22 protein-coding genes are annotated in these 22,116 nt (G+C 46.1%); 11 read left to right on the forward strand and 11 right to left on the reverse strand.

The features are described from left to right. Positions 1-5: 5 nt before the first annotated feature. From OC443_RS00825 to OC443_RS00865, 9 genes are read left to right on the forward strand one after another with little or no spacing between them, the layout of a single operon-like run. Entirely contained in the window at positions 6-1,493 is a 1,488-nt protein-coding gene (locus OC443_RS00825) for a hypothetical protein (RefSeq protein WP_073580683.1), read from the forward strand. Beyond that, entirely contained in the window at positions 1,490-2,632 is a 1,143-nt protein-coding gene (locus OC443_RS00830) for a hypothetical protein (RefSeq protein ID WP_073580685.1), read from the forward strand. The genes OC443_RS00825 and OC443_RS00830 overlap by 4 nt, the downstream gene beginning before the upstream one ends. Then, positions 2,610-3,236, forward strand: a complete 627-nt coding sequence (locus OC443_RS00835) for a hypothetical protein (RefSeq protein WP_073580687.1) — start codon at positions 2,610-2,612, stop codon at positions 3,234-3,236. The genes OC443_RS00830 and OC443_RS00835 overlap by 23 nt, the downstream gene beginning before the upstream one ends. Then, a complete protein-coding gene (locus tag OC443_RS00840) occupies positions 3,233-4,834 on the forward strand; it encodes a GspE/PulE family protein (protein ID WP_073580689.1) in 1,602 nt (533 codons plus the stop codon). The genes OC443_RS00835 and OC443_RS00840 overlap by 4 nt, the downstream gene beginning before the upstream one ends. After that, positions 4,827-5,909, forward strand: a complete 1,083-nt coding sequence (locus tag OC443_RS00845) for a hypothetical protein (protein WP_073580691.1) — start codon at positions 4,827-4,829, stop codon at positions 5,907-5,909. Before OC443_RS00840 ends, OC443_RS00845 begins: the two co-directional genes overlap by 8 nt. A 9-nt stretch (positions 5,910-5,918) precedes the next feature. Continuing rightward, positions 5,919-6,407, forward strand: coding sequence for a prepilin-type cleavage/methylation domain-containing protein (locus OC443_RS00850; protein ID WP_073580693.1), 489 nt, complete (start codon positions 5,919-5,921; stop codon positions 6,405-6,407). A 4-nt stretch (positions 6,408-6,411) separates the two neighbouring features. Then, positions 6,412-6,915, forward strand: a complete 504-nt coding sequence (locus tag OC443_RS00855) for a hypothetical protein (protein WP_083601544.1) — start codon at positions 6,412-6,414, stop codon at positions 6,913-6,915. Between the two features lie 10 nt (positions 6,916-6,925). Beyond that, the gene (locus OC443_RS00860; RefSeq protein WP_073580695.1) at positions 6,926-7,897 is read left to right on the forward strand and encodes a type II secretion system protein; all 972 of its coding nucleotides are present in this window, start codon (positions 6,926-6,928) and stop codon (positions 7,895-7,897) included. A 30-nt stretch (positions 7,898-7,927) separates the two neighbouring features. Continuing rightward, positions 7,928-8,368 carry a hypothetical protein gene (locus OC443_RS00865; RefSeq protein ID WP_143169242.1) on the forward strand — a complete coding sequence of 147 codons (441 nt, stop codon included), beginning with the start codon at positions 7,928-7,930 and terminating at the stop codon, positions 8,366-8,368. 83 nt (positions 8,369-8,451) lie between these two features. Here the strand turns inward: OC443_RS00865 and OC443_RS00870 are convergent, their stop codons facing one another. The 10 genes from OC443_RS00870 to OC443_RS00915 form a co-directional block, all read right to left on the reverse strand. After that, entirely contained in the window at positions 8,452-8,733 is a 282-nt protein-coding gene (locus OC443_RS00870; RefSeq protein WP_073580699.1) for a helix-turn-helix transcriptional regulator, read from the reverse strand. A 668-nt stretch (positions 8,734-9,401) separates the two neighbouring features. After that, complete coding sequence (locus OC443_RS00875) at positions 9,402-9,920, reverse strand: SixA phosphatase family protein (protein WP_143169243.1); 519 nt, start codon at positions 9,918-9,920, stop codon at positions 9,402-9,404. 54 nt (positions 9,921-9,974) lie between these two features. Next, complete coding sequence (locus tag OC443_RS00880) at positions 9,975-10,400, reverse strand: hypothetical protein (RefSeq protein ID WP_073580701.1); 426 nt, start codon at positions 10,398-10,400, stop codon at positions 9,975-9,977. Beyond that, positions 10,397-11,083, reverse strand: coding sequence for a LysM peptidoglycan-binding domain-containing protein (locus tag OC443_RS00885; RefSeq protein ID WP_073580703.1), 687 nt, complete (start codon positions 11,081-11,083; stop codon positions 10,397-10,399). The genes OC443_RS00880 and OC443_RS00885 overlap by 4 nt, the downstream gene beginning before the upstream one ends. Positions 11,084-11,427: 344 nt before the next feature. Continuing rightward, the gene (locus OC443_RS00890) at positions 11,428-12,123 is read right to left on the reverse strand and encodes a DUF2931 family protein (RefSeq protein WP_234976339.1); all 696 of its coding nucleotides are present in this window, start codon (positions 12,121-12,123) and stop codon (positions 11,428-11,430) included. A gap of 67 nt (positions 12,124-12,190) precedes the next feature. After that, positions 12,191-14,296 carry a phospholipase effector Tle1 domain-containing protein gene (locus OC443_RS00895; protein WP_073580705.1) on the reverse strand — a complete coding sequence of 702 codons (2,106 nt, stop codon included), beginning with the start codon at positions 14,294-14,296 and terminating at the stop codon, positions 12,191-12,193. Continuing rightward, positions 14,293-15,105, reverse strand: coding sequence for a DUF4123 domain-containing protein (locus tag OC443_RS00900; protein WP_073580707.1), 813 nt, complete (start codon positions 15,103-15,105; stop codon positions 14,293-14,295). The genes OC443_RS00895 and OC443_RS00900 overlap by 4 nt, the downstream gene beginning before the upstream one ends. After that, positions 15,102-17,384, reverse strand: coding sequence for a type VI secretion system Vgr family protein (locus OC443_RS00905; RefSeq protein WP_073580709.1), 2,283 nt, complete (start codon positions 17,382-17,384; stop codon positions 15,102-15,104). The genes OC443_RS00900 and OC443_RS00905 overlap by 4 nt, the downstream gene beginning before the upstream one ends. A 216-nt stretch (positions 17,385-17,600) precedes the next feature. Next, a complete protein-coding gene (locus OC443_RS00910) occupies positions 17,601-17,795 on the reverse strand; it encodes a hypothetical protein (RefSeq protein WP_073580711.1) in 195 nt (64 codons plus the stop codon). A 239-nt stretch (positions 17,796-18,034) separates the two neighbouring features. After that, complete coding sequence (locus OC443_RS00915) at positions 18,035-18,511, reverse strand: hypothetical protein (RefSeq protein WP_073580713.1); 477 nt, start codon at positions 18,509-18,511, stop codon at positions 18,035-18,037. 93 nt (positions 18,512-18,604) lie between these two features. Here OC443_RS00915 and OC443_RS00920 point away from each other — a divergent pair, with 93 nt between their 5' ends. Both OC443_RS00920 and OC443_RS00925 read left to right on the forward strand, forming a co-directional pair. Beyond that, positions 18,605-19,102 (forward strand): very short patch repair endonuclease, encoded by a 498-nt coding sequence (locus OC443_RS00920; protein ID WP_200796900.1) that lies wholly within the window; start codon positions 18,605-18,607, stop codon positions 19,100-19,102. Positions 19,103-19,213: 111 nt separating this feature from the next. Further along, the gene (locus OC443_RS00925) at positions 19,214-20,755 is read left to right on the forward strand and encodes a DNA cytosine methyltransferase (protein ID WP_073580715.1); all 1,542 of its coding nucleotides are present in this window, start codon (positions 19,214-19,216) and stop codon (positions 20,753-20,755) included. On the opposite strand, the gene OC443_RS00930 is transcribed toward OC443_RS00925, so the two are convergent. Further along, positions 20,739-22,115: a hypothetical protein gene (locus OC443_RS00930; RefSeq protein WP_073580717.1), complete on the reverse strand. Its 1,377-nt coding sequence runs from the start codon at positions 22,113-22,115 to the stop codon at positions 20,739-20,741. The genes OC443_RS00925 and OC443_RS00930 overlap by 17 nt on opposite strands. Position 22,116: the final 1 nt, after the last annotated feature.

The raw sequence follows: 22,116 nt of genomic DNA on the forward strand, positions 1-22,116 counted from the left end.
GTTCAATGAAAGGAAAAATATTAGCCGCACTGCTTATAGTGCTGGCATTATCAGGCTGTGTTTCCCGGCTGTATGATGACAACACAAAAGCAAGTCATCAGGTGAAGGAAGAAATTACCTCTCAGGTTGCAAAAATTAATTACGATAAAGCGATTCGTATCGATTTACCGCCTTTTGATAAGGCAGAATTTGATGATTCAGCTTCGCCCGCCTGGTTAAAAAAACGCATTTCTTATTCGGTTGCCGGTGTCTCTCTCAGTATTGTGCTTCACCAAATCATGAATGATGCTGACGGCAGGCCGCCGGAAATTATTTATGGTGAAGATGTTGACCCCAATGTTCCTGTTTCCCTTTCTTTACCCGAAGGAACAGTGAAAGAAGCATTTAACTTACTGACATCAGCAACAGACTACGGCTTTGTTTTCGGGGAAAACAAAATTGAAGTGAGAAGGTTTATCAGTTCATCATTTTCAATTCCATTGCCGCCTGGAGTTTACTCATCTCAAATGGGAAATCAGGGAACCAAAAGCAGTGACGATGAGGGCGCCATTGTTGAAGGACAGTTTATTAATACAGTGATAAAAGATCAGAATTTGATCGAGAAGGTACTGAATAATATTAAAGGATTGCTTAAAACCACCGTACACGAAAAAAATGATGATAAACATCTTTTCTCTGGTGGCACAGTGACAGCCATTGATGGGTTGTCGATGATTCATGTCACCACCAGCCCCTCCAAAATGCATCAGGTCGAAAGGTATATTGAAAGTGTAAAAAAATCCTTATCCAGACAGGTCTTACTCGATTTCCGGGTGCTTGAATTCCGGGCCACGAATGGGAATGAACGGGGGGTAGACCTGAATCTTGTGCGTGACATCGGAGACGGCACACTGAAATTTTTCACTCAGGGAACCAGTCTTTATTCGTCAACCAATGGTTATGGTTTTAGTTTTACAGGGGTGAATGGCTGGGAAGGCACGACCGCGTTTATCAAAGCGCTGGAAAAACAGGGCACGGTGAGTGTCGAACGGCCTTTAACCCAGCTGGCTTTAAATAACATCCCGGTCCGGCTGACACAAAACAGAAATAACCCTTATCTGGAAAAAGTGTCAACCACGGTCGATGACGGTGTGGTGACCACTGACTTTACCCGCGGGAATGTGATTGAAGGGATAGATATCGCCTCGGTAGCGAATGTCGAAGATGACTTTGCATGGGTCCGGGTTGCCGGAAATATTAACTCGGTGGTTGATACGGAACTGCGGAAAGTGGGTAACAATAAGGTCCGTTTTTATACCACCCGGACATCCGACATTAACTTTACCGGCAAAATCCGCTACGGGCGGACTTATATCATTTCGAGAGTGTCAGAAACCAAATTAAAAAGTGACAAGACGAGAAACCTGGGAACGGACTACATCGGTTCTAACGCTACGCAAAAAGAACATGTTGAAACACTGGTTCTTCTGACGCCGCGGAGATTTGAACAATGATGCCGATTTCAAAAAGCGGGGAACGGAGATTGCTGTCAAAAGATGACAGCTTTTTTCTGGGTGAGCAGGATTATCTGGCACGGTTTGAACGGAAAAATAAGCAAGTTATTTATCAATCTGATTGTGCCGTTATCTGTTTGGCGGAGTATTTTATCGATCAGTATGAACCCGGTGATTACTGGGTTCTGGTCTATCAGGCCGACCATGATCGTTATTATTCCGCGGTTATCAAAGGGCAGGTGGTCATTAGTGAAAAAACCGGGACGGAGGACGATGTTCTGGTGGCCCATCGTTATGATCTGGAAGAAAGCCGCTGTATTGTCAGTAACACGGATTTCACGTATCAGGATATTGTCGCGACGAATGTTGGCCCCATTGACCGGGCTGACATCCCCGGCCGGTATATCACCTCACTCGATGCCGCCAATAAAAAACGCCTGAGAAAGAAAATCAGACGCTACTCACTTGGCCTGCTGGTGCTGATGGCCGCGATTTCATGGTACGTTTACATCCACTCACCGGCAGGCAGTGAGCAGCCTGTCCGGGTCGTTGATATATACGCGGACTATAAAGCGGATATTGCCAGCCAGATTTCGGCATATCATGCGATAGAGCAGGCGACTTACCTGTATGCGCTCAGCCTGACATTTCCGGATAGCATGGCGCTGCAAAGGATTACCAAAACCGGCAATACATTAGAAATGACGCTGAAGAAAGCAAACTTACGTATGGCAGTGGTACAGGAGTGGCTGAATAAAAATCCGCAAATGAAGCCGCTCTATCATGACCATAAGTTTGTGCTCGATCTCTCCGGAACGGCCGGAAAATGGCTTCACTTGATTGTGCCGGTCGGCGGGTTACCTTTCTTCTTACATGATAAAGCGATTGAGATGGGCGGGAGCAATGTTTCGCTGTCTGACCGGGTGGAAAACAGCCGGTATATTCAAAGAACATTCAAAGCACAATTTAATCAGCAGGAAATTGGTGGTTTGACGCTGTATAACGAGTTGCTGAAAAACACACCTTCTTTTCTGACCTCACTTCGTATTACCCCGGCCCGGGGAAAAACATCAATTGTTAACGTTGATTTAAGCATCACCATTAAAGGCCAAAAAAATGAACAACACCAAAGTATTTAGAGCCGGTGCAGCTGCTTTTATTGTCCTGGCAGCGGCACTGTTTGCTTATCGTCCCCTGTCTGGCAGCTATGCTGCCAATCACCGGAATAAAACGGTTTATAAAACCGATGTGCTCGAAAAAGCGGATTACAGCATGCCGGGTATCGAGCTCGATGATGATACCGCCCGGCTGATTGATTTTTCGAAATCGATTGCTGTTGTCAGTATGGAAAAAAATCTGGTTGCAGCGCAGGCGGCACTGAATGAACAGAAAAACCTGAAAGATGATGGCAGCAAGCAGGCATTAGCGACGTTTGGCACGCCGTCGGTCATGCTTCCGACAGTGATCGAAGAGTCGGTGCAACATACGCAGACTGATTTGAAGCAACAGGACATTGACCGCCCTCAGCAAAGAAAGATGAATATCTCGATTAAATCCGTTTTTATTCCCGGTGACGGAAAACCTTCTGCTGTGATTGCGATTGATAATGGACAGGAGACTCTCGTCAGAGAAGGCGCAGTTCTGGAAAATATTAAAATATCGAAAATCGAAAGTCATCAAATCACGGTCACCGGTCAGGGGAAAACACAGGTTGTCTACGTTACCAGGCAGGTCACGTTATGAATAAAATGATGACAGATGAACGGCTGAAGCAGCTGTATTATCAGGGAACACGGCGAACATTTGTGGCTGTTGCTGAGAATAGCCAGTGCGTGATTTATTATTCAGAACACACCCCGCTTATCGGTGAAGCCAGAGACTACATCACCAATGACAGAAATGCATTTGGCAGTCACTTTTTAGGGCAGACAGTCCGGGTCGCCAAAAGGGCTCAGGAAGATATCGATGATTATTTTACCGCACTTTCCGCACGCTCAGAATCGCCTGTGGGCGTACTGACTGAAGATAAAACCAAAATCTCTTATAAACTCAGGGAGATACTGCAAAAAGCCGTGAATATGTCGGTTTCGGATGTTCATATTGAGATCTATGAACGTCAGACACTGGTGAAATTCCGGGTGGACGGCAAACGCAAAACCATTCAGGTGATTCCTGAAAACCGGGAAGGAATGCGTATTGCCAGTGTGATCTTTATGAGTAAATCAGAGCAGAAAGAATCTGATTTTAAGCCCTCGAAGGTGAATAACGGGGCATTGCAGGAAGATTTGAATGTCAAAGGAACCCAGCGGACGACCAACTGGCGTTGTGCATGGGTGCCCAGTACTCACGGCGGGAAAATAACCATCCGCTGGATCGATAAAGATAAAAAGCCGCCGGATTTAAAGACACTCAACTGGGAAGAAGCGCACATTGAACTGGTGAAAGAGTTTATTCATGGCCGCCCCGGTATTTTGATGATGGCCGGGCAGGTGGGAAGCGGCAAAACCACATCCATCGGTTCCATGATTGAAATGATTGATAAGTCCTATAGCGTTCACACCATCGAAGATCCACCGGAATTTCAGTTTGACGAAGTCATTCAAACTCATACCAAACCTCATGAAAAAGTCGGTGGTGATTCTGACGAGTACCTCGACCAGACGTATTACGCCAAAGCGTTACTGCGCCATGACCCGGATTATGAATTTCATGGTGAAACCCGGACGAAAGCGGCGGCGATGCAGGTGCTGCGTAAAGGTGAAACCGGGCAGAAAGTCTTTACCACGGTGCATACTTCCGGGGCGATGGGAATTCCGGTGACCTTTATCGAGCAGTTTGGTATCAGCCCGGCGTTAGTCTCTTCTCCTGGTTTATTACGTTTGCTGATCTATCAGGCGCTGGTCAGAAAGCTTTGTCCTCACTGTGCCATGACGCTGGAGCAGTTTATTGCTGACAGCCGTATTCCTGAATCACAAAAGAACCATGCAAACTACACCATTCGTAAGCTGACCGGGGATAACCGGATTTCCGAACAGCAGGCGGCAAGGGTTCGCTTCCGGGATCCGGATGGTTGTCCTCATTGCGATGAAGGTGAACGTGGCCGCCTGCCTTTGGTGGAAATGATCGTGGTGGATGATGATGACAGAGAATTCTTCAAACACTGCGACTTTCTTGGCTGGAAAAAACATCTGCTGGAGAAAGGATTCAAAACCATTACTGACCACGGCATTGTCAGGATTGCACGGGGAGAAGTGGATTTATTTACGACCGAAAACAAGATAGGCCGGTTGTTTACGATTCAGTCTCAGTCTGTTTACCGGAGGATTTTCAGTGATGAATAACCAATTCAGCCCGGCAGCATTTAAAAACTGGTTCGTTTTTATTTATACGGAAATGAAAAAACTGTGGCACTGGCCTAAAAGTCACCAGGAAGAAACGCTGAGTACGTTGTCCCTGCTGTTAAAAAATAAGGTGTATCTGAAAGATGCAGCCAATTTGCTCATTGCCTATGGCACGAAAAAAGAGCGGGTGATCGGTGCCAAAATTAACCGCTATATGGAGGACGGCATCACCATTGATGCCGTGTTGGAAAGTGATCTGTCGCTACCGGCTTATGAAGCGCTCAGTGCCGGGATTTACGCCGATAATATGGAGGAAGGATTAGATAATGCTGTTGAAGCGTTAAAACTAAGCCAGTCTTTGTCCTGGGCCCTGCTGTGGTATTTCATTAAACCGATTGGCGGTGTTGTACTGGCTTGTGCCATGACGGCGGGTTATTCAGCGAAAATTCTTCCGGTGCTTGAAAAAACAGTCAAACGGGAACAGCTCCCCGGCCTCAGTATTGCTGTCGACTACATTGGCCGGTTTATCTATGCCTATGGCGGGTCAATTTTACTGGCTCTGCTCTGTTTTTTGAGCCTGATGCTGTTTTCACTGCCGGTTCATACCGGGGTTCTGCGCGATAAACTGGATCGCTTCCCTGTCTATAAACAATACCGCATCCTGGTGTCTGCTGCTTTACTGGCATCACTATCCAATCTGACCAATTCCAGAGTCAGCCTTGATGAATCTTTAAAAAAAATAAAGCAGGTTGCGTCGCCCTATGTGGCTTCTCATCTCGCGAAAATGATTGAGACCATTGATGACGGTGAAGCCAATGTGGGCCTGATTTTAGATTCCGGGCTGTTGCTGGAAGATCAGGTGCAGGTATTAAAAATTCTGGGACAAAATTCCAGTACAGAAATCATTCTCCGGTCCAGTGCTGTGATTCATCAAAACAGGCTGACAACCACCGTCAGGAGAGTGAAAGAGTACGGTGAAGCCGTACTTAAAATCGGTGGCTATTCTCTGATGCTGGCAACATTCCTTGGGCTGGCTCTTTCCGTTCTGTCAATTATTTCTAATATCAGATATTGAGGTTAAACAATGAAACATACACACAGAAACCAGCAGAAAGGTTTTGCTTCTATCGACGCTTCTTTTTCCGTGATTGTGCTGACGGTCATCCTTTTTCTCGCTTTGAGCGTCCTTCCCGGTATCTTTTTTAATATTCACCTTTCCGGGTTAGAAAAGGAGGTGATTGAAGTCGGGACAGCGGCGTATCAGGCTAAAAAAGCCCGTCCGAACTACAGCGAAATCACGATGCAAAAGCTCTGTGATGACAAATACCTGACGGAAGATTACTGCGGCAGTACGCCGGGACAATCAGCCAACTCGTTTGGGGGGGATATTACTTATCAAACGAACTCATCAAACCCTGGCCTGCGCGACATCGTTGTTACGATTCCGAGTGACCCCGATCGAATCAACCAGATCGCCGACACGCTGGCTTCACAAAGCCGGGAAAAATGTACAGTGGCCGACGGGTGTGACACCTTAGCCGTGAACGGCAATACCATTACCATAACAATGTAGGGTGATGATGACGTTACTCGAATTGAATCTCAGGGTAGCGATAACCGCGGTACTGCTGACATTGGTTTTGAATGCCGTTGTACCGCGCTTGATCCTCTGCTCTGAACAGCAGCAAATACTGTCTGATGTGAAGCAGTTATCGGATGCATCAGTCAATGAGATCAAACTTGCAAGTCTGCAAAGTACCTGTCCGGAGAACCTGTCGGACATTACGGTAAACAAGCTGGTCAGTGAAGGGTTGCTGACGGAGGACTGGTCAGAAAAAACGGCGGAGTATTCTGTCCGTGTCAGCCGGAAAACCATTCATACCACGAGCAGTACCACTTATACAAAACCGGCGCTGGTTACCGTTCAATATCACTTTTCATCCATTCAAACCGCAAAGCCTTTCTATGAAATTGCTGATAGTCACGCGGGTAAAAATCTCTTCTTTACCCGCACGATCACACGCAATGACATGTCACAAAACAGTTATGTGAACAGCAAGACGGGTTGTGCAACGCTATAGGACTCTGGTCGTGAATAAGAAACAGGGCGGGTTTACTTTATTAACGCTGGCCATTGCTGTGGTCATTCTGAGCTTTTTGGCCGCTGAAAGTATTCCTTTGATTAATCAGCACAGAATCAATACCGAGGCGGAGACCTTAAAGAGACAGGTCGCGTATCTGTGGGAGGTGATCAAAACGTATCAGGCCGATAAATTTAATGCGGGGGTTGCATTTAATGACATTGCTTCCCTGCCTGCATCTGTCGATGCACTTATGCCGGATTACCTGCAACAGTGCAGTGTCAGTGATTTTGAATCCGGCCTTTGCAAGCGGGTTGATTACACTCCCATCGGTGAACAAATTACCATTCACCGCAAGTACATCACACTGTCGGACGGCGATACCGTTCCGGGCATGGAAATTCTTGTGCCTTTCCATCAGGAGTCTGACCAAAGAATCCGCAGTACATATCTGGCTGCGTTATCTGACCTGCCAAACGGGCAATACAATCGCGACAGTAAAGAGTTTGTGATTCAGTTTGGCCGGATTGGCAGTGAGGTGGAGCACGAAGCGCTGGTTCAGCGTGATGGTTCCACGACGCTGACCGGTACCGACTGGGATACCGGGGGGACCACCTGGATCACTAACGTGAAAGGCCTGTTCTTACGTAACAAGGATGGCTCGCAATATAGTGTTGCTTCCGGATTGCAAAGGGTAGTGATCGTCAAAAGCGGCACTTTCATCCCTGAGTTTCAATGCCCGGCAGGCCATTCTGCAAAAATTGATGTGATGATTAAGTCACTTGAGCCGCAAACCAGTGGCAATAAGTTCAGCAGTCTGGGTTCTTTCACGCCTTATTTTAAGAAAGAAGATGATGGCAGTGGCTGGAAGGTATACGCGAAATATTTTGTCCGGCTGCAGGGCGGCAATCAACAGTGGAAAAAAATGACGGATGCTTATTTGAAAGTGACACAAATGTGTGTCGAGTCATCTCAGTTATAAAAGATCTCAGTGATAAAAGGAGGCTTTATCATGAACAATGCTATACCGGGATTACTATCCATGCTGATTTTATCTGGTATGCATCCGGCCTGTGCCGGAGAAACCAAAGTGACAGGAGATGCGGCGCTGGCGAGTTCAGCCAGTTCTCAGTTATCTGACGCTGAAGGATATAATGCCAGCTCAGTTTACGCGACACTTCCGAAAGGAAGTGGCAACAGTGGTAAACCTGTGATCGTGACCGGTTCATCCGGTAGTTCGTGTACACGGGTTTATCCACCGGCTGGTACAAGTGTGAGTACTTATGATATTTATCTGGTGGGGACTTATATTGATCAGACAAATCACGAAAAATCCCACACGACAGGCGTCGCGCGTAAAATTACCAGTAATAGCGGCACTCAGGCCTGTGCTCCCTTTCGTCAGGCCGGATGGTATGGTTTCCACTGGCTGGTGCTTGCCTATAAAAAATAGTGCCTGGCGGGAGGATTCATTGGTCAAAGCCGGAGTGTCACCGGGTAGTGCCTCCGGAAAGCTGCGCAGAAGAGCAGGCAGGCTTACCGGTTTAAAACAGTGCTGACTAACCGGGTCAGATACACCATCCGCAGGTCTGTCCGGGTGCCACAGTTCAGTTTCTTCCGGGCGACATCAATATGGTTTTTGACATTATCAATCGATGTTTCTGTATGAGCAGCAATATTCTTGTCGCTATAACCATTTGCGAACATATAAACGACCGAGAACTGTTTTTTTGTCAGCCCCAAATCAGGAAACTGCATGAAGATTCTGTCGATATCCTGATTGACTAATACCTGAACTGTTGCTGTGTAATTACGCATATTTCCATCACTCTACTAAAGATCAACAGACCCGGAGTCAGGTGAACAAAGTGCGAAAACTGTTTTCACCGCCTTTGTGTTCCTGTACCGCACCTCTGGTTACTGCCTCTTTTGATGATAAACCTCACTTTTACATCATTGCCTGGTTTCCGGCGAGCCCCCGGATTTGACTGGCTATTGTTCTATTCTGAAGCCAGGGGCGGATTGGTTCGTACAGATGATATTCCTGGATTTCCTGAAAAGTATTGAAATAAATTTTTAAAACCGAATGGTTATATACCCAAGCTACCTGAATCATGCATCTTCAGGTTGCTTGGGTATAAGATATATTTCATATTCATTTGCTGCCTTCAAATGCTTTCAGCGGGTTGTCTGACACTTTGAGTGCATCGCACTTTTCTTGTCAGCAGCTCTTCTCTGCACTGGATCATTGCAGCAGTCATCCCTGAATAAATCTGCACTTTTTATTATTAATCATGTTTGGGTTTTAGCACTACTACGCTAATACTCAACTGATCCCATAATCTAGCATTAGAAAAAAATTGGTCAAGTAATCATTGAACAAAATATTGTCGCAGGTTTGAAGCAAGATGTGATCCTTTACCCAAAGGTCAATGTGAGTTATTGGTGTGTGCAATGTATTTGATTTTGAACATGTATTTTATTTATTAATCTGCTGTTCTCATCAGACGTTTGGGTTTTAAAAACACAGCAAGATCAAACGTCTTTTTGTTGATTTTTTTCCACTGGCAGGGGGAAACAGAAACCAGCTTTACGTAACCACAGGTTGGAATATTATTCAGATCCACTCCGCTGAGCTGGTGGCAAAAATCTGTTAGTGCCGGGTTATGGCCGACAATCACAATGTCAGACATTTCGTCATCCAGCTTGCGGCACCAGCGCAGCACATCATCACTTTCAAAGGTATATAACGCTTTTTCTGTTTTCCACCGGAACTTAATCTCCGGCAATGACTGATGAATCAGTTCAATGGTGGACTGCGCTCTGACTGCCGGGCTGCAAAATACCTGTTCAAAATGACATCCGGCGTCGTGAACAGGCCGTGCCATCATCCGGCTGGTGCAAATCCCCCGCGGGTTCAGGGGCCGGTCACGATCTGCCAGCGTCGGGTCATCCCAGCTGGATTTGGCATGGCGGATTAAATGGATGGTTTTGATGTTTTTCATGTGAATGTTATAGGTTTTAATCTTCGGTTGATCCGGAGGAGACTGGGATTCCTTTTACGGCTTATCCCAGAAAAGTTCTTTAATTTTTCCATCGGCATCGGTGATCAGATAAAAATAATTATCCAGAACAAGGTCAGAAAAATAACGTTGAAATTTTGTTTCATCGATATCCTTTTTATAGTACAAAATGTACATTTTTTCGCCTTTGTTGATGCCGGTTTCCGATTTGCTACGATTTATTTCTTTTAATTCTATTTCTTCGTTTTTAAATAACTTATCCGGATAAAAATATCCACTATCGTTTATCGTAATATTTTTCCAAAGCTCAAGGCTCCGGGCGATATTCAATACCCGGACCCTTTCTGATGAAAGGATATTTGACATGTGATTTATATAAAGCTGCGACCAGATGACATAACCAATAAAAAAAACAGCAGCTAAAGACAATAGAGCAATGTGTTTTTTCCGCTCAAACTTCATTTGTATTTCACCTCTATCGGGACAATCTGTTGTCCTTTCATCTGTGCTCTGGAGAGAAGCGCTTTTAATTGCTTCATATCTTTGGCTTTCCTGATTCCTATACAGCCTGACGTTCCTTTAGCACCACCATCATGGTGTAGAAAGAATCCATATCTTCCCCCAAAAAAGTTATCCAGTTTCCCGGTCAGACTCTCAGTCAATATCCAGCCACCTTCTCCCCATCCAGCACCATCGCCGGCTGCTTTGGATTTATCATAAGGCATGTTTAGCTTCAGCTTGAGCTTGTATGTGTCTTCCGGAATTGGTCCTGCTCCATTAACATTTTGATATTTGGACTGTGTATAATCCACATCTACATTGAGATCTTTCCGGCCTTTTGCTATTAACTGGGCCAGATGTGGAGCATGAGGTGGAAGCCCTGATATCGCAGAATATGATACGACCAACCGATCGGATATTGAATAAATATTAAGTTTTTCCCCATTGAATACCATTTTTGAAATTCTGGGATCCAAGCTATTTCCTGTCCCTCTGATGATGATAGCCATTCCCGGTATAATATGATTAGGGTTTTTTCTCAAAGAAGGATTTAGCATCAGCAAAGTCGTGGTAGTGACGCTATGTTTTTTTGCAATAGATGTGAGTGTCTCTCCCCGGACGACTATGTGGACATTATCTGGCATTTTGTTCTCCTTATTTTGAATATTCCAGCCGTTGGAGCCTGATGGATAAATACCTTGTCAGGTTGTCTGATTCTATCTGTAATAATTCATTACATGATTTTACTGATAATGAATTATATCATTTTTAATATGTATTTGAGTGTTGAGCAACTAAATGAAAAATCCTGATTGCGCTCCATTTTCATCGAACCATGGCCACCGCCGGGAAATGGTAATATTTTATTTAGTGCCATCATATACACCGGAGTATCTGGTCACTTTTCAGTGCTGCTAAGACTTTCCTTTCCCCGGCTGTGGCTCCTTAGTATCCGAATATAGGAATGCGACCAATCTGTATCATCAGCTTACTGACCAGACTTTGACAGATAATCCTCAATTGAATCGACTTTATCTGCTTTATGGTCCCAATAAACTTTGTTGACTTTATCCCACGGAATTGGATAAAGCGGTGTTGTGATGCCAGCTCTTGTTGCTTTTTGCTTTAAATGCTTATCCCCGTCAGCATATCGCTCTGCATTAAATCCTTTGATGTCTTTGTTTGAAATGACAGCAGGTGGTAATTCAGTGATATAGGTATAGGTAGCACATCCATCCAGCCAGACTTTTGCATGGCCATCGGGTAATAAACCAAACACAAAATTAGTTTTATAACATGAACGTTTCACACCATCGCGCCGAATATAGGTACGTCTGGTTTGGATAAACTGACGCACCTTTTCCGGTATATCATATCTGGTCGCATAAAACTTTGGCTGATGAATATAAGATATCCAGTAAATATAGATACTGTCGGGTAAAACGTTGGTGCCACCACCAATTTGTACCCCTGAGGTATTAACGAATGTATGGAGTGGTATACCAAAGCCATCATATTGCCCACCAAGCCATCGTCGGGCTTTATCAAGACTACTTCGATTCCCCAGCATTGAATAACCATGAGTTAACATTGTCCAGTCTTCTTGAATATTGACTCCATAGGCTTCGGTTATTCCAACGTAGTAGAGGCTGGGCGTGGCAATCGTTATTTTCCATGCAGGCATGTCTTCCGGGGCAGAATAGGCGCAGCCAAATATTGATACTGATGTAAAAATACAGCTTAAACCAAAATTAATTATTTTTGTTACAGGTAAATACTTCACGTTCATAATGCCCATGTTTGATGTTCGGTGGATTGGCGATGCCGGTTGAAGATGAGTGGTGCACCAGATTGAGTTGTATCAGTTGCTCCGATATCTGCTTGTCTTCTAACAGGCGATGCAGAGAGTGAATGTCGCCTTGTTTGGCTAGTTGCAATGCTTGTTGGCATAGTTCTCCAAAAGGAAAGTGAGTGCTTGTAACAGGGTTAAACAATGAATCCGGTATCCAGTAGTATTTCGCGTTAGGATCTTGTGATTGTTTATCCCAAATTAAATAATCTCCAGTCATATCTTCTTCCTGCATCGGGACACCATAAAACTCAGCCAGCCCATACATCACCCGAAGATACAAACGGGATAAATCACCCTCAACAATACGCTGAATATACAACTTGCCGGTGATTTTCCACAGGGCACTGCGATCGCTGTTTCCCCGCTTGATCTTCTCTTTTTCGAACCGGATCTGATAATCGGCCATATTCCAGCCTGCTTCTGCCTCTTTTCGGTAATCTTTTTGCAGTTTCTCTGTCAGGTGTGCTTTTACTCTTTGATACTCGCGCTCAGAGAACCAGTCATCGTCGATCATCCGGGTCTTTTTGGCTATCTGCTTGTGTTCAAATAACGGTAGCAGAAAATCTGGCGAAAAAGACATCCGGGAAAAGTAGCCGCCACCAATATCCGAGTGGGCACCGGGCAGAGACAGTTCATGAAAATTTTTTGCCGGATTAAACCGGTTCAGGCAAAAGTTATAACGATATTCTGTTTGGGATGAGGCGGTGAGATGCACCGCATGTTTCACCCGTTTTGGATCCAGCCATAGTCGTACATTGCCGTTACGATTATTATGCGGGGTAAAATCAAAGTGTGTCATCTGGGCAACGGCAGCCACGGTATCAAAAATACCGGCAAAAGTAATTTCACATTGGTCATTGCTCTGCCAGTCAAAGATTGGTGTCAGGAATATTTGTTCTTCTTGACAGGTTTGACGTAACTTTTTAGCAAACTGACTTTTTTTTCCAGCCAACACAGTATGAATAAAATGGCGTGCTGCTGCGGCTCCCCGGCTAAAACCAAAGACATCACATTCTATTTTACTGAAGCCATCGACAATATTTGAGGAGTAACGGGCAATGGAATCGACTATCTCTGGAAGATTTTTACAAATCTGTTCGATGCCGGTCGAAACTTTAGCTGTGACGCCATAATTTCCGGTGCCTAATCCCTGACTCAAGGTGGACTCATCGGCTTTCGCGATCTCCGTACTGTTACCGGTGCCAATTCCGGTTATATATTCACGATGATAAAAAGCTCTATTATCATCGCTTAAAATATTATCGACATAACGCTCATATAACTTCTGCACATTGGTCCATTCATTGGCGGCGCTGCTTTCAACGTCTTCATCCTTTTGCCAGAACCAGTGAAAGTCGTCGTCATTGGGGAATTCCAGACTCTCTGCTGGCCAGTCTTTGTAAGGCTTATCTTTATTGGCGAGATAATGGCCGCGCCAGGTGCCTGCGTAGGCATCCAGTTTTTTCTTTCCCCAGTCCGCACTATAGGTATTATTCGCAGTACCATCAAAAAACATCCCCAGCCGCAGGGTGATGTAGTTCGCGCCCTGTATTTTCACCACATAGCTTTGGTCTGTTGCCAGCTTCAATGTTGCCGCCTTGCCTGCCCGGTGACGTTCCGGCAGGGTTTTCTGGGTTTTTCCTTTGGAAACGAAATCACCCATGGTGGCATTCTGAAGCTGACGTTCACTTGCCTCATGACCGGTCGGGTTGTCATCCAGCCACTGCTGCACCGGGTCATCGTCTGCCTGATTGGGGGTGCGCGCCTGCGCCTGTTTCAGCCATGGTTTTTTCTGCAAGCTGAGTGTTACCCGCCCCGGAGCTAACCCTTCCACCAACAGCGGCTGATCGCTGATTTCGATATCGTGTTTTTTGCCGCTGCCATCGGTCAGCGTGCCTTTGACTTTATCAAAGCTCTGGTTGTGCTCATCCACCACCATCAGCTCAATCCAGTGGTCGTATTTTTCACACGTCGTGCAGTGACTGCCTGCGCCGGTTGCACTCATGCCTGATTCTCCTTGTTGATTCTGTACAGCGTATTGCGCTCTTCTGCCGTGAAATGAAACACTTCAGCCAGCGAATCAGCCGGGGTTTGTGTGGCCTGCGCCAGCGTACTTAATGCCAGCAGTTCTGCCTGTGTGTCGCTGTAGTTCAGTTGTTGTGCCCGTTCCAGTGCCTGCAAAATCATGGCATACGGGTCATCCGGAATATTCATCGTGGCGGGGATTTTCTCCCACCAGTAACGCTCCAGTGAACGGGCATGAACCTCAGGTTTGTAAACCGGTTTTAAATGATGTGGCTGAATCTTCCACCAGGTCTCAGTCCGGAGGGCGAAATCGGTGGTGTGGCTGCGTGTGTAACTCACCAGTTGTTGCTCATGCCACCCGGTGATGCCATTCAGGTTTCCCAGCAGTAAATCCACTTCGCCGGGGGACATGGTTACCAGCATCGGCAGAATGACCTGCGGATCGTAAAAGCGGAACAACACCTCTTCACCATCCAGTGCGGCCATCAGCAGGCTTTGTAAATGTGCCAGCATCGCCGGATAATCTGTCTGACTTTCCAGCCCGATTCCCTGAGTCAGAATTTCGGCCGGGAGCTGGCAGGCCGTTTCAGCCCGCATCAGCCTTGGTGACATATTCATGACTTGTTCAAAAGTCTGATCGGAGAATAAAACATCAGCATCAGCCAGTGCTGCCTGAAGTGTTTCATGGGTTGCCGCGTGTTGCTGCGACTGCTCAAATGCCAGATACCCCGTTAACCAGTAACGCGATGCTCCGGGTTCAGCCAGCCAGAGGTTAAATGCTTCACTCATGAATCACCTCCGTCTGCGTAAGGGCAGGGTTTCACCGCCGCTGCATGTTTTTCTTCCGCATGTTTGAGTGCCTGTTTGGTAATTTTCGGCATGTTTTCAGCTGCTGTGGATGCCGCAACCCCGGCTGCACTCCCTGACGTGGCAGCAGATGAAGAAGAACCACCCGCGCCAGATGAAGCAGCAGCTGAACCACCACCCGCACCACCGGATGATGAAGCACCACCAGCACCGCCGCCGTTGGTCTGCTCAATCGCACCGCTGCCTGCACTGCCGCCGCCGGAGCCGCTTGGGTCTGCGCCGCCACCGCCGCCCCCTTTGGCGCTTTTCGGGCCTTTGATGTATTCCAGCTCAGCCGGTAGTTCGGCATCTTCCCCGGCATAGCCGCTGCCACTGCCTGCGCTGCCGCCGGAGTTCAGGCCGATTTTTGCACCTTTAAGCGATACACCGCCCGGATCGACTTTCACGAAGCTGCCGCCGGCTTTCAGGGTCAGCTCGTTACCGGCCTCCAGCACCACGGTTTCACCCGCTTTGATGTGCACTTCCGTGCCGGTTTCATTGACCCATACTTTTCCGGCTTTGATATGCATGTCGCCGTCAATCACCAGGCTCTGATTACCGGTGATTTTTTCGCGGGTTTCTTCTTCCACGGTTAAGTGGCTGTCTTTTTTAATGTGCGTCCAGCGGTTGTTTTCAATCGTCAGATGCCGGTCGTTTTTCACATGATGAATTTCATCATTCTCGGTGATGAGATCAGCATCTTTCTGGCCGTGAATAAAGATCTGCTCGCTGCCGGACTGGTCTTCAAAGCTCAGCTCGTTATAGCCTTCGCCCTGATGGGTTTCAGTACGCAGTACGGTTTTGGTTTTGTTATCCGGCAATGCATACGGCGCTTTATTGCTGGCATGATAGGTTCTGCCGGTCACAATCGGCTGGTCCGGATCGCCGTTGAGGAAGGAGACAATCACTTCATGCCCGATCCGCGGGATCATCACAGTACCATACTGCGGCCCCGCCCAACCCTGCGACACCCGGATCCAGCACGAGCTTTTATCATCGGTGTTGCTGTATCTGTCCCACGGAAAATGCAGTTTCACCCGGCCAAATTCATCACAGTAAATCTCTTCACCATCCGGACCAACCACAGTCGCGACACACGGGCCATCGACCTGCGGTTTCGGCTGCGGCATCGCCCGCCAGACTTTATCGCCGGTGATCAGTTTAAACTGGTTGGCGTAAGTGGTGGCACCGGCGCTGCTGCCTTCTTCCAGTGCCTGCGGCTGGCTGCCCTGATGGCTCGAACCAACCACAATCCAGTCCCGGTTCATCGCCGGGTCAAAGTGGTCACCGACATAAAAATGCAGCCCGGCCTGAAGCCGTGGCTGGTCACTTTTGCCGGTCGCGGTGTGATATTCCCGCCGCAGGGCATCGAGGCGGATTTGGGTATACGCTTTGCCGTTGCCGTCGTCTTTAAACCGGCCAGGGTGATCGAAGTATTCATAGGTTTCCAGCTGGTTGATGTTCACCGCTTCTGCAGTCTGCTTAAAGCTGTAGCCGGGCTTTTTAAAGCTGTAATCCTGCATCTGAATCTTGTTGGATTCAGACTGATAATGCTCAGACAGCGACGAGATATAAGGTAAGTCGCTGCTGCCACCGGAAAGGTTGTTATACAGCACCGGCTCATCACGGGTCGGGAAGCCTTCCGGATCATCGGTCAGCAGCAGGATATGTTTGTCCGCCTGATGGATAAAGGTGTACATGATCCCTTCTTCAGCTGCCAGCCGGTGGAAGAATTCCAGATCACTCTCGCGGTACTGAACGCAGAATTCACGTTTAGCGCAGGTACGTTTGATGCCATCAATGTAGTCATTGATTTCCATCTCTTTCATCAGAATCGAGAGGATTTCCGGCACGGTTAAATCCTGAAAACTGCGGCTGTTGCGACGCAGTGCTAAGCGCTCTAAAGACGGCACCAGCGTCAGGGAATAGAACGAGTGATGATGGCCGGTATCGCCCCGGCTGAAGTTACGGATAATACCGTGCACCCGCTGGAGCACAAAACCATCGCGGATCACTTCCAGCAACGCGGTGTGGTCCACCATCTGCACCGCCGTCAGCCCCGCGCTGCGGCTGGCAATATTGATATGATAACGATACCCGTACACCGGATTACCCAGTCCGTCTGCTCCGGCAGAAATGGCATCGGTGCCCTGAAAATCACGCACGACCAGCGTGTCATCTTCCACCCCGTCGATGGTAAGACGAAAACCTAACCCAGACATAATTGATGATCTTTTTGTGCTTAAAGTTGAATAAAGATTATACGTATTTGAGATAAGTGTTCACTTAATTTTATATAACGCCCATAGATTAACGACAAAAGTGGAAGGGGATTAACAGTTTGATTTTGTGAGTAATCACCAACTGAAAATCGCGTTTCTGCTGCTTCGTTATTCTGCCGGGCAGGTGAACCGGCCGCTTTTCTGGTCCCAAATGCATTACAGCCCGGAGACTGAGTCTTCCAGTGCTTTGGCGCGAATGGCATGCGCAGTGATCAGGCTGTTGATATAGCTTTGAAACTGATCCATCTGGTGCGGGTTCATATCTTTCTCTTTCATCTTTTCCTGAAATTCCAGCAGTAATTCACGGGCTCTTTGTGCCAGTTCCGGATCGTAAGGGATGGTTTCGAACATAGTGATGCCTCGTCGCAACATGTTGAATGATTTGAGTGTTCACCGTTATTCCGGTGTTTGAAGTGAGGTCAGATTAATTGATTTTTTCAGCGGAAAAGTATGAAAAAAGTATGGTTTTCTGTGAGGGTCGTCATACTGTTATCCCCAAATCATCTGAACTACATGCATCTTCAGATGATTTGGAGATATTGGCTTTATTATTTGTTCTTGGGTGTGACTGACGAAGCCGGTTAATTGGCTTACTGCTTTTTGATCTTTAACCAGCGCTGATGAAAAAAAGCGGGTTTTCTTTTGACCGGATATTTGTCCGGCAGCAAAAAATATTCAGGTTTGGGTAAAACAGACAGTGTCCAGCGTTCATCATGATCAAAGAAAGAAAACTGCATGGACCCGGAGCCGGTCATCACTAAGTTTTGCAGCATACCTTCTGCATAGACTGCGGAAAGTTCCAATGTTTCGACAAGCTGTAAATCATGATCAAGATAGTAGATATACAGTGCCTCTTCAAAAGGGCTGCCTTCGGTGACAAATAGCAGGAAATGATTACCTGCGGCAAATTGTGCTTCTAATACTTTGCCGGGTAATTCGACGTTTTGTTGCGATTGCTGATTTTTCAGCTGTATCACGGGTGTCTGGTCCGGCGCTTCTTTGATATCACAGACCTGAAACGTTGTGATTGGGTTGATAGTCTTCAGAATAATCCCTTTGTCTGTCAAAAGGCATGAGGAGTGCCCATCGGTTTTTCGTGAACTGAGTCATACCGCTTTTATGGTGGACATGATTTGATTATCCACTGGACCTGACGATTGATGCAAGCCATCAACACTTTCGGAGAAGTCTTCGTGGATGTTCATGATAAAGCCACCCGTTCAAAGAATATGAAAGCGATTAAAAACCGGGATACCAAACCGGAAGTGAAAATCCGCAGCCTGCTGCACCGCAATGGTTTCCGTTTTCGTATTGCCCCGAAAACCCTGCCGGGCAAGCCGGATATCTGGATGAAGAAATGGAATACGGCTATCTTTATTCATGGCTGTTTCTGGCATATGCATGATTGTGACTTCTTTCATTTACCCGCAACCCGGACAGAATTCTGGCGGGAAAAGCTGGGTGGAAACAAACTCAGGGATCAAAAACATGTCGAGGCTCTGAAAGCTCAGGGAATCCGGGTGCTGGTAATTTGGGAATGCGCCTTACGCGGCAAAGGAAAGCTGAGTGAAGCTATGTTGCTGATACTGATTAAAACCTGGCTGCTGAGCGGGCAGAAGAGCGGGGTGATTGGAAGTGATGGGTTGCGGGTTGATTGATATTCACAGATACCAATCGCAATAATTGTAATCATTTAATATAAATTGATTGCCTGATAACAACATCCGGGTATGATTAGCGGTTATTCTGAATAGGTTATTGCATTTAAGATGAAAAATGGTCGAATTCTCGTTTTGGATTTATTTGCGGGCCCGGGAGGGCTTGGGGAAGGGTTTGCCTCATGCATTAGTCCTGATGGGAATCATCCATTCAAAATCGGGGTTTCAGTCGAAAAAGATCCCGGAGCTCATAAGACATTAACGACCCGTGCTTTTTTCCGGCAAATCAGAAATGATGAGCAAGGTCTTAAAGATTATTACTGCTATGTTCGCGGAAAGCTTACCCGGGAAGAACTATTTAATATCTATCCGGAACAGGCAAAGAATGCTGTAGAAGAAACACTTTCTGGTCCAAAGACTTTGGGTGAAGAAAATGATGTGATTCATCAGCGAATCCGTGAGTTGAAAGAAAATCATCGTGGCCCGGTTGTGTTGATTGGCGGGCCACCCTGTCAGGCGTATTCTCTGGCTGGGAGATCCCGGAATGCTGGTAATGCAAATTACAAAGCTGAAGAAGATCACCGTCATTTTCTTTATAAGGAATATCTGGAGGTTCTCGCTCTGGCTGAACCTGAAATATTTGTAATGGAAAATGTCCGGGGTATCTTGTCTGCAAAGGTGGGAGGAAAATATATTTTCCCGCAGATTTTAGATGATTTACGTCAACCGGGCGTAATGACTGAATCTCCGTGTGGACATAAATATCGTATTTATTCATTGGTTGAAAACACTCAAGATTTACTGGGAGACTATGCCGATACATCTGATTTTCTGATTAAGGCTGAAGACTATGGTGTGCCACAGGCGCGCCACCGGGTTATTTTGCTTGGGGTCCGGGATGATATTCAGGCAAGGCCGGAAACACTTCAAAAAGCACCAGCCCCGCTTACTGTAGGGCAGGCTATCGGGGATTTACCTTTACTGCGTAGTGGTTTTTCTAAAAGACAAGATGAACCATCATCCTGGGAAGGTGTTATCACTCAACATGCTGAAAGACTGAAAACTATTCTGGGATTTCGCTTTACTGATGAACAAATAGCCCGGTTAGATCTGACACCCCATCAGAATTTACCCCGCTCTGCTCACCGTTTTACCAACAAAAGATCCCGGGCTAAACTTCCCGATTCACTTGCTCAATGGTTGTTTGATGAGCAGTTAGATTTTGTCGCAAACCATGAAACCCGTGGTCATATTGAACCTGATTTGCTGCGTTATGCCTTTTGTGCGGCATTTACATCGCTTGAAGGGCGTTCCCCCAAATCTGTAGACTTTCCTGAATCTTTAGCGCCAGAACATGCGAACTGGCATACCGGTAAACATGCAGACCGGTTCCGTACACAGTATCGGGACAGATATTCTACCACTGTCACCAGTCACATCTCGAAAGACGGTCATTATTTTATTCATTACGACCCTAAGCAATGTCGCAGCTTAACCGTTCGTGAAGCTGCCAGATTGCAGACTTTTCCTGATAATTATCTGTTTGAAGGTAACAGAACCCAGCAGTATGTGCAGGTTGGAAATGCTGTGCCGCCGTTTTTGGCACAGCAGATTGGGAAGGTGGTGATGGGTTTGCTTAATCGAAACGGATAATCCCTGGACGAGCGGAATGCTGAGAGGCTTTATAACTAATATCAGATAAAATTTGGTCTTTCAGCCTAAACACAGGATCCCCCAGCCATTTATTAGAATCTGGGATCGCTCCTACTTGATACATGAAACTTATTTTTACAATATACTCTTCATCACTTACGACTACATTAGGTAACCGATAGACTCCAGCATGTGCAGTATCGCTCTTGCCTCCTCTGAAGTATGTGAAATCTTCGTATTTTTTAGGGATCATAGCGGACAAAAAGAACCTGTTAAGTTTTGTTTTTCGTTGTGCTTGATCACATTCCGCTGAAAGTTCTATAAAACCGAGCCTCGTAGCTGCGTGAGCTTTTCTTCTTGATTCTTTTGTACCTTGTGAACTATCCAAAAACTCTTCATTTAATAGTGTTTTAATATTTCGACCGAGGTTGTTCTTAATTTTTTTCTCGTATAATTCGTTACTAAAATAATTTTTATCAGCTTCGATCCATGTGCCTCGTTTGTTTTTAGGGGCGTCTCTGAGAAGTTCTTCGATATGATAGAAAGAGTTGAGTTGGGCTTTAACATCTCTATAGGATTCTTGAGCTAATCGTTCTCCAATTCCATTTGCTGCCTTAAGCCATACTGAACGATCAATTTTCTCGTACATTGACTGTATGTGATCATGTAGTACTGGTTCTAAACCGAGTTCAATCGCAACCTCTGGCTCATCTTTCGCATTTTTCACACCTAATGTTTCGTTTCCAATTGCTGCCAGCATGGTTTGTAACTTTTTGCTTGTTGTTTCTTGGAAACGACTAAGAGTTGTCTTCTCAGCAGGCCTAGCCAACTGGAAGAGAGAATCTGTCGTTGCTTGTGCAGCCGTCGCTACTCTGTTTTCCCATGAATACAGAGCATGGAATACAGGGTCTTTAGTAAATAGCTCTTTCACACTCTCCGTTAGTTCATTTGGTTGATTCATAAACCGTGCTTTATCCAACACTCCCCAATCCAACGGATATGGGATATCGGAATATCGTTTTGAAATTAACTCCATGACTTCTCGTACTTTCCCTGCATTTCGGGACCAGAAATATAGAATATATGGTCCGTCAACTGCTATTTTTTTGAGTACTTCAGCAATCGGGGCAACCAATTGGACTGGGTTGATCTGTTGTTCTTGAAGATTAAGATCTGTAATAATCACACGAGGTTTGATCATGTTTAAATTAACATGCTTAATTCCCGAAGGGTTATCGGGCTCATTATTTTGATAATGTATTGGGAAACAAGGATAGCCAGCACGAATAAAGCTATCTTGAATAGTTTCTAAATCATCTTTTTTATCGTCTATTAGAACGATACCGGGTAAGGTCTTCATT

This window comes from Vibrio quintilis (genome assembly GCF_024529975.1).
Classification (GTDB): Bacteria; Pseudomonadota; Gammaproteobacteria; order Enterobacterales; family Vibrionaceae; genus Vibrio; species Vibrio quintilis.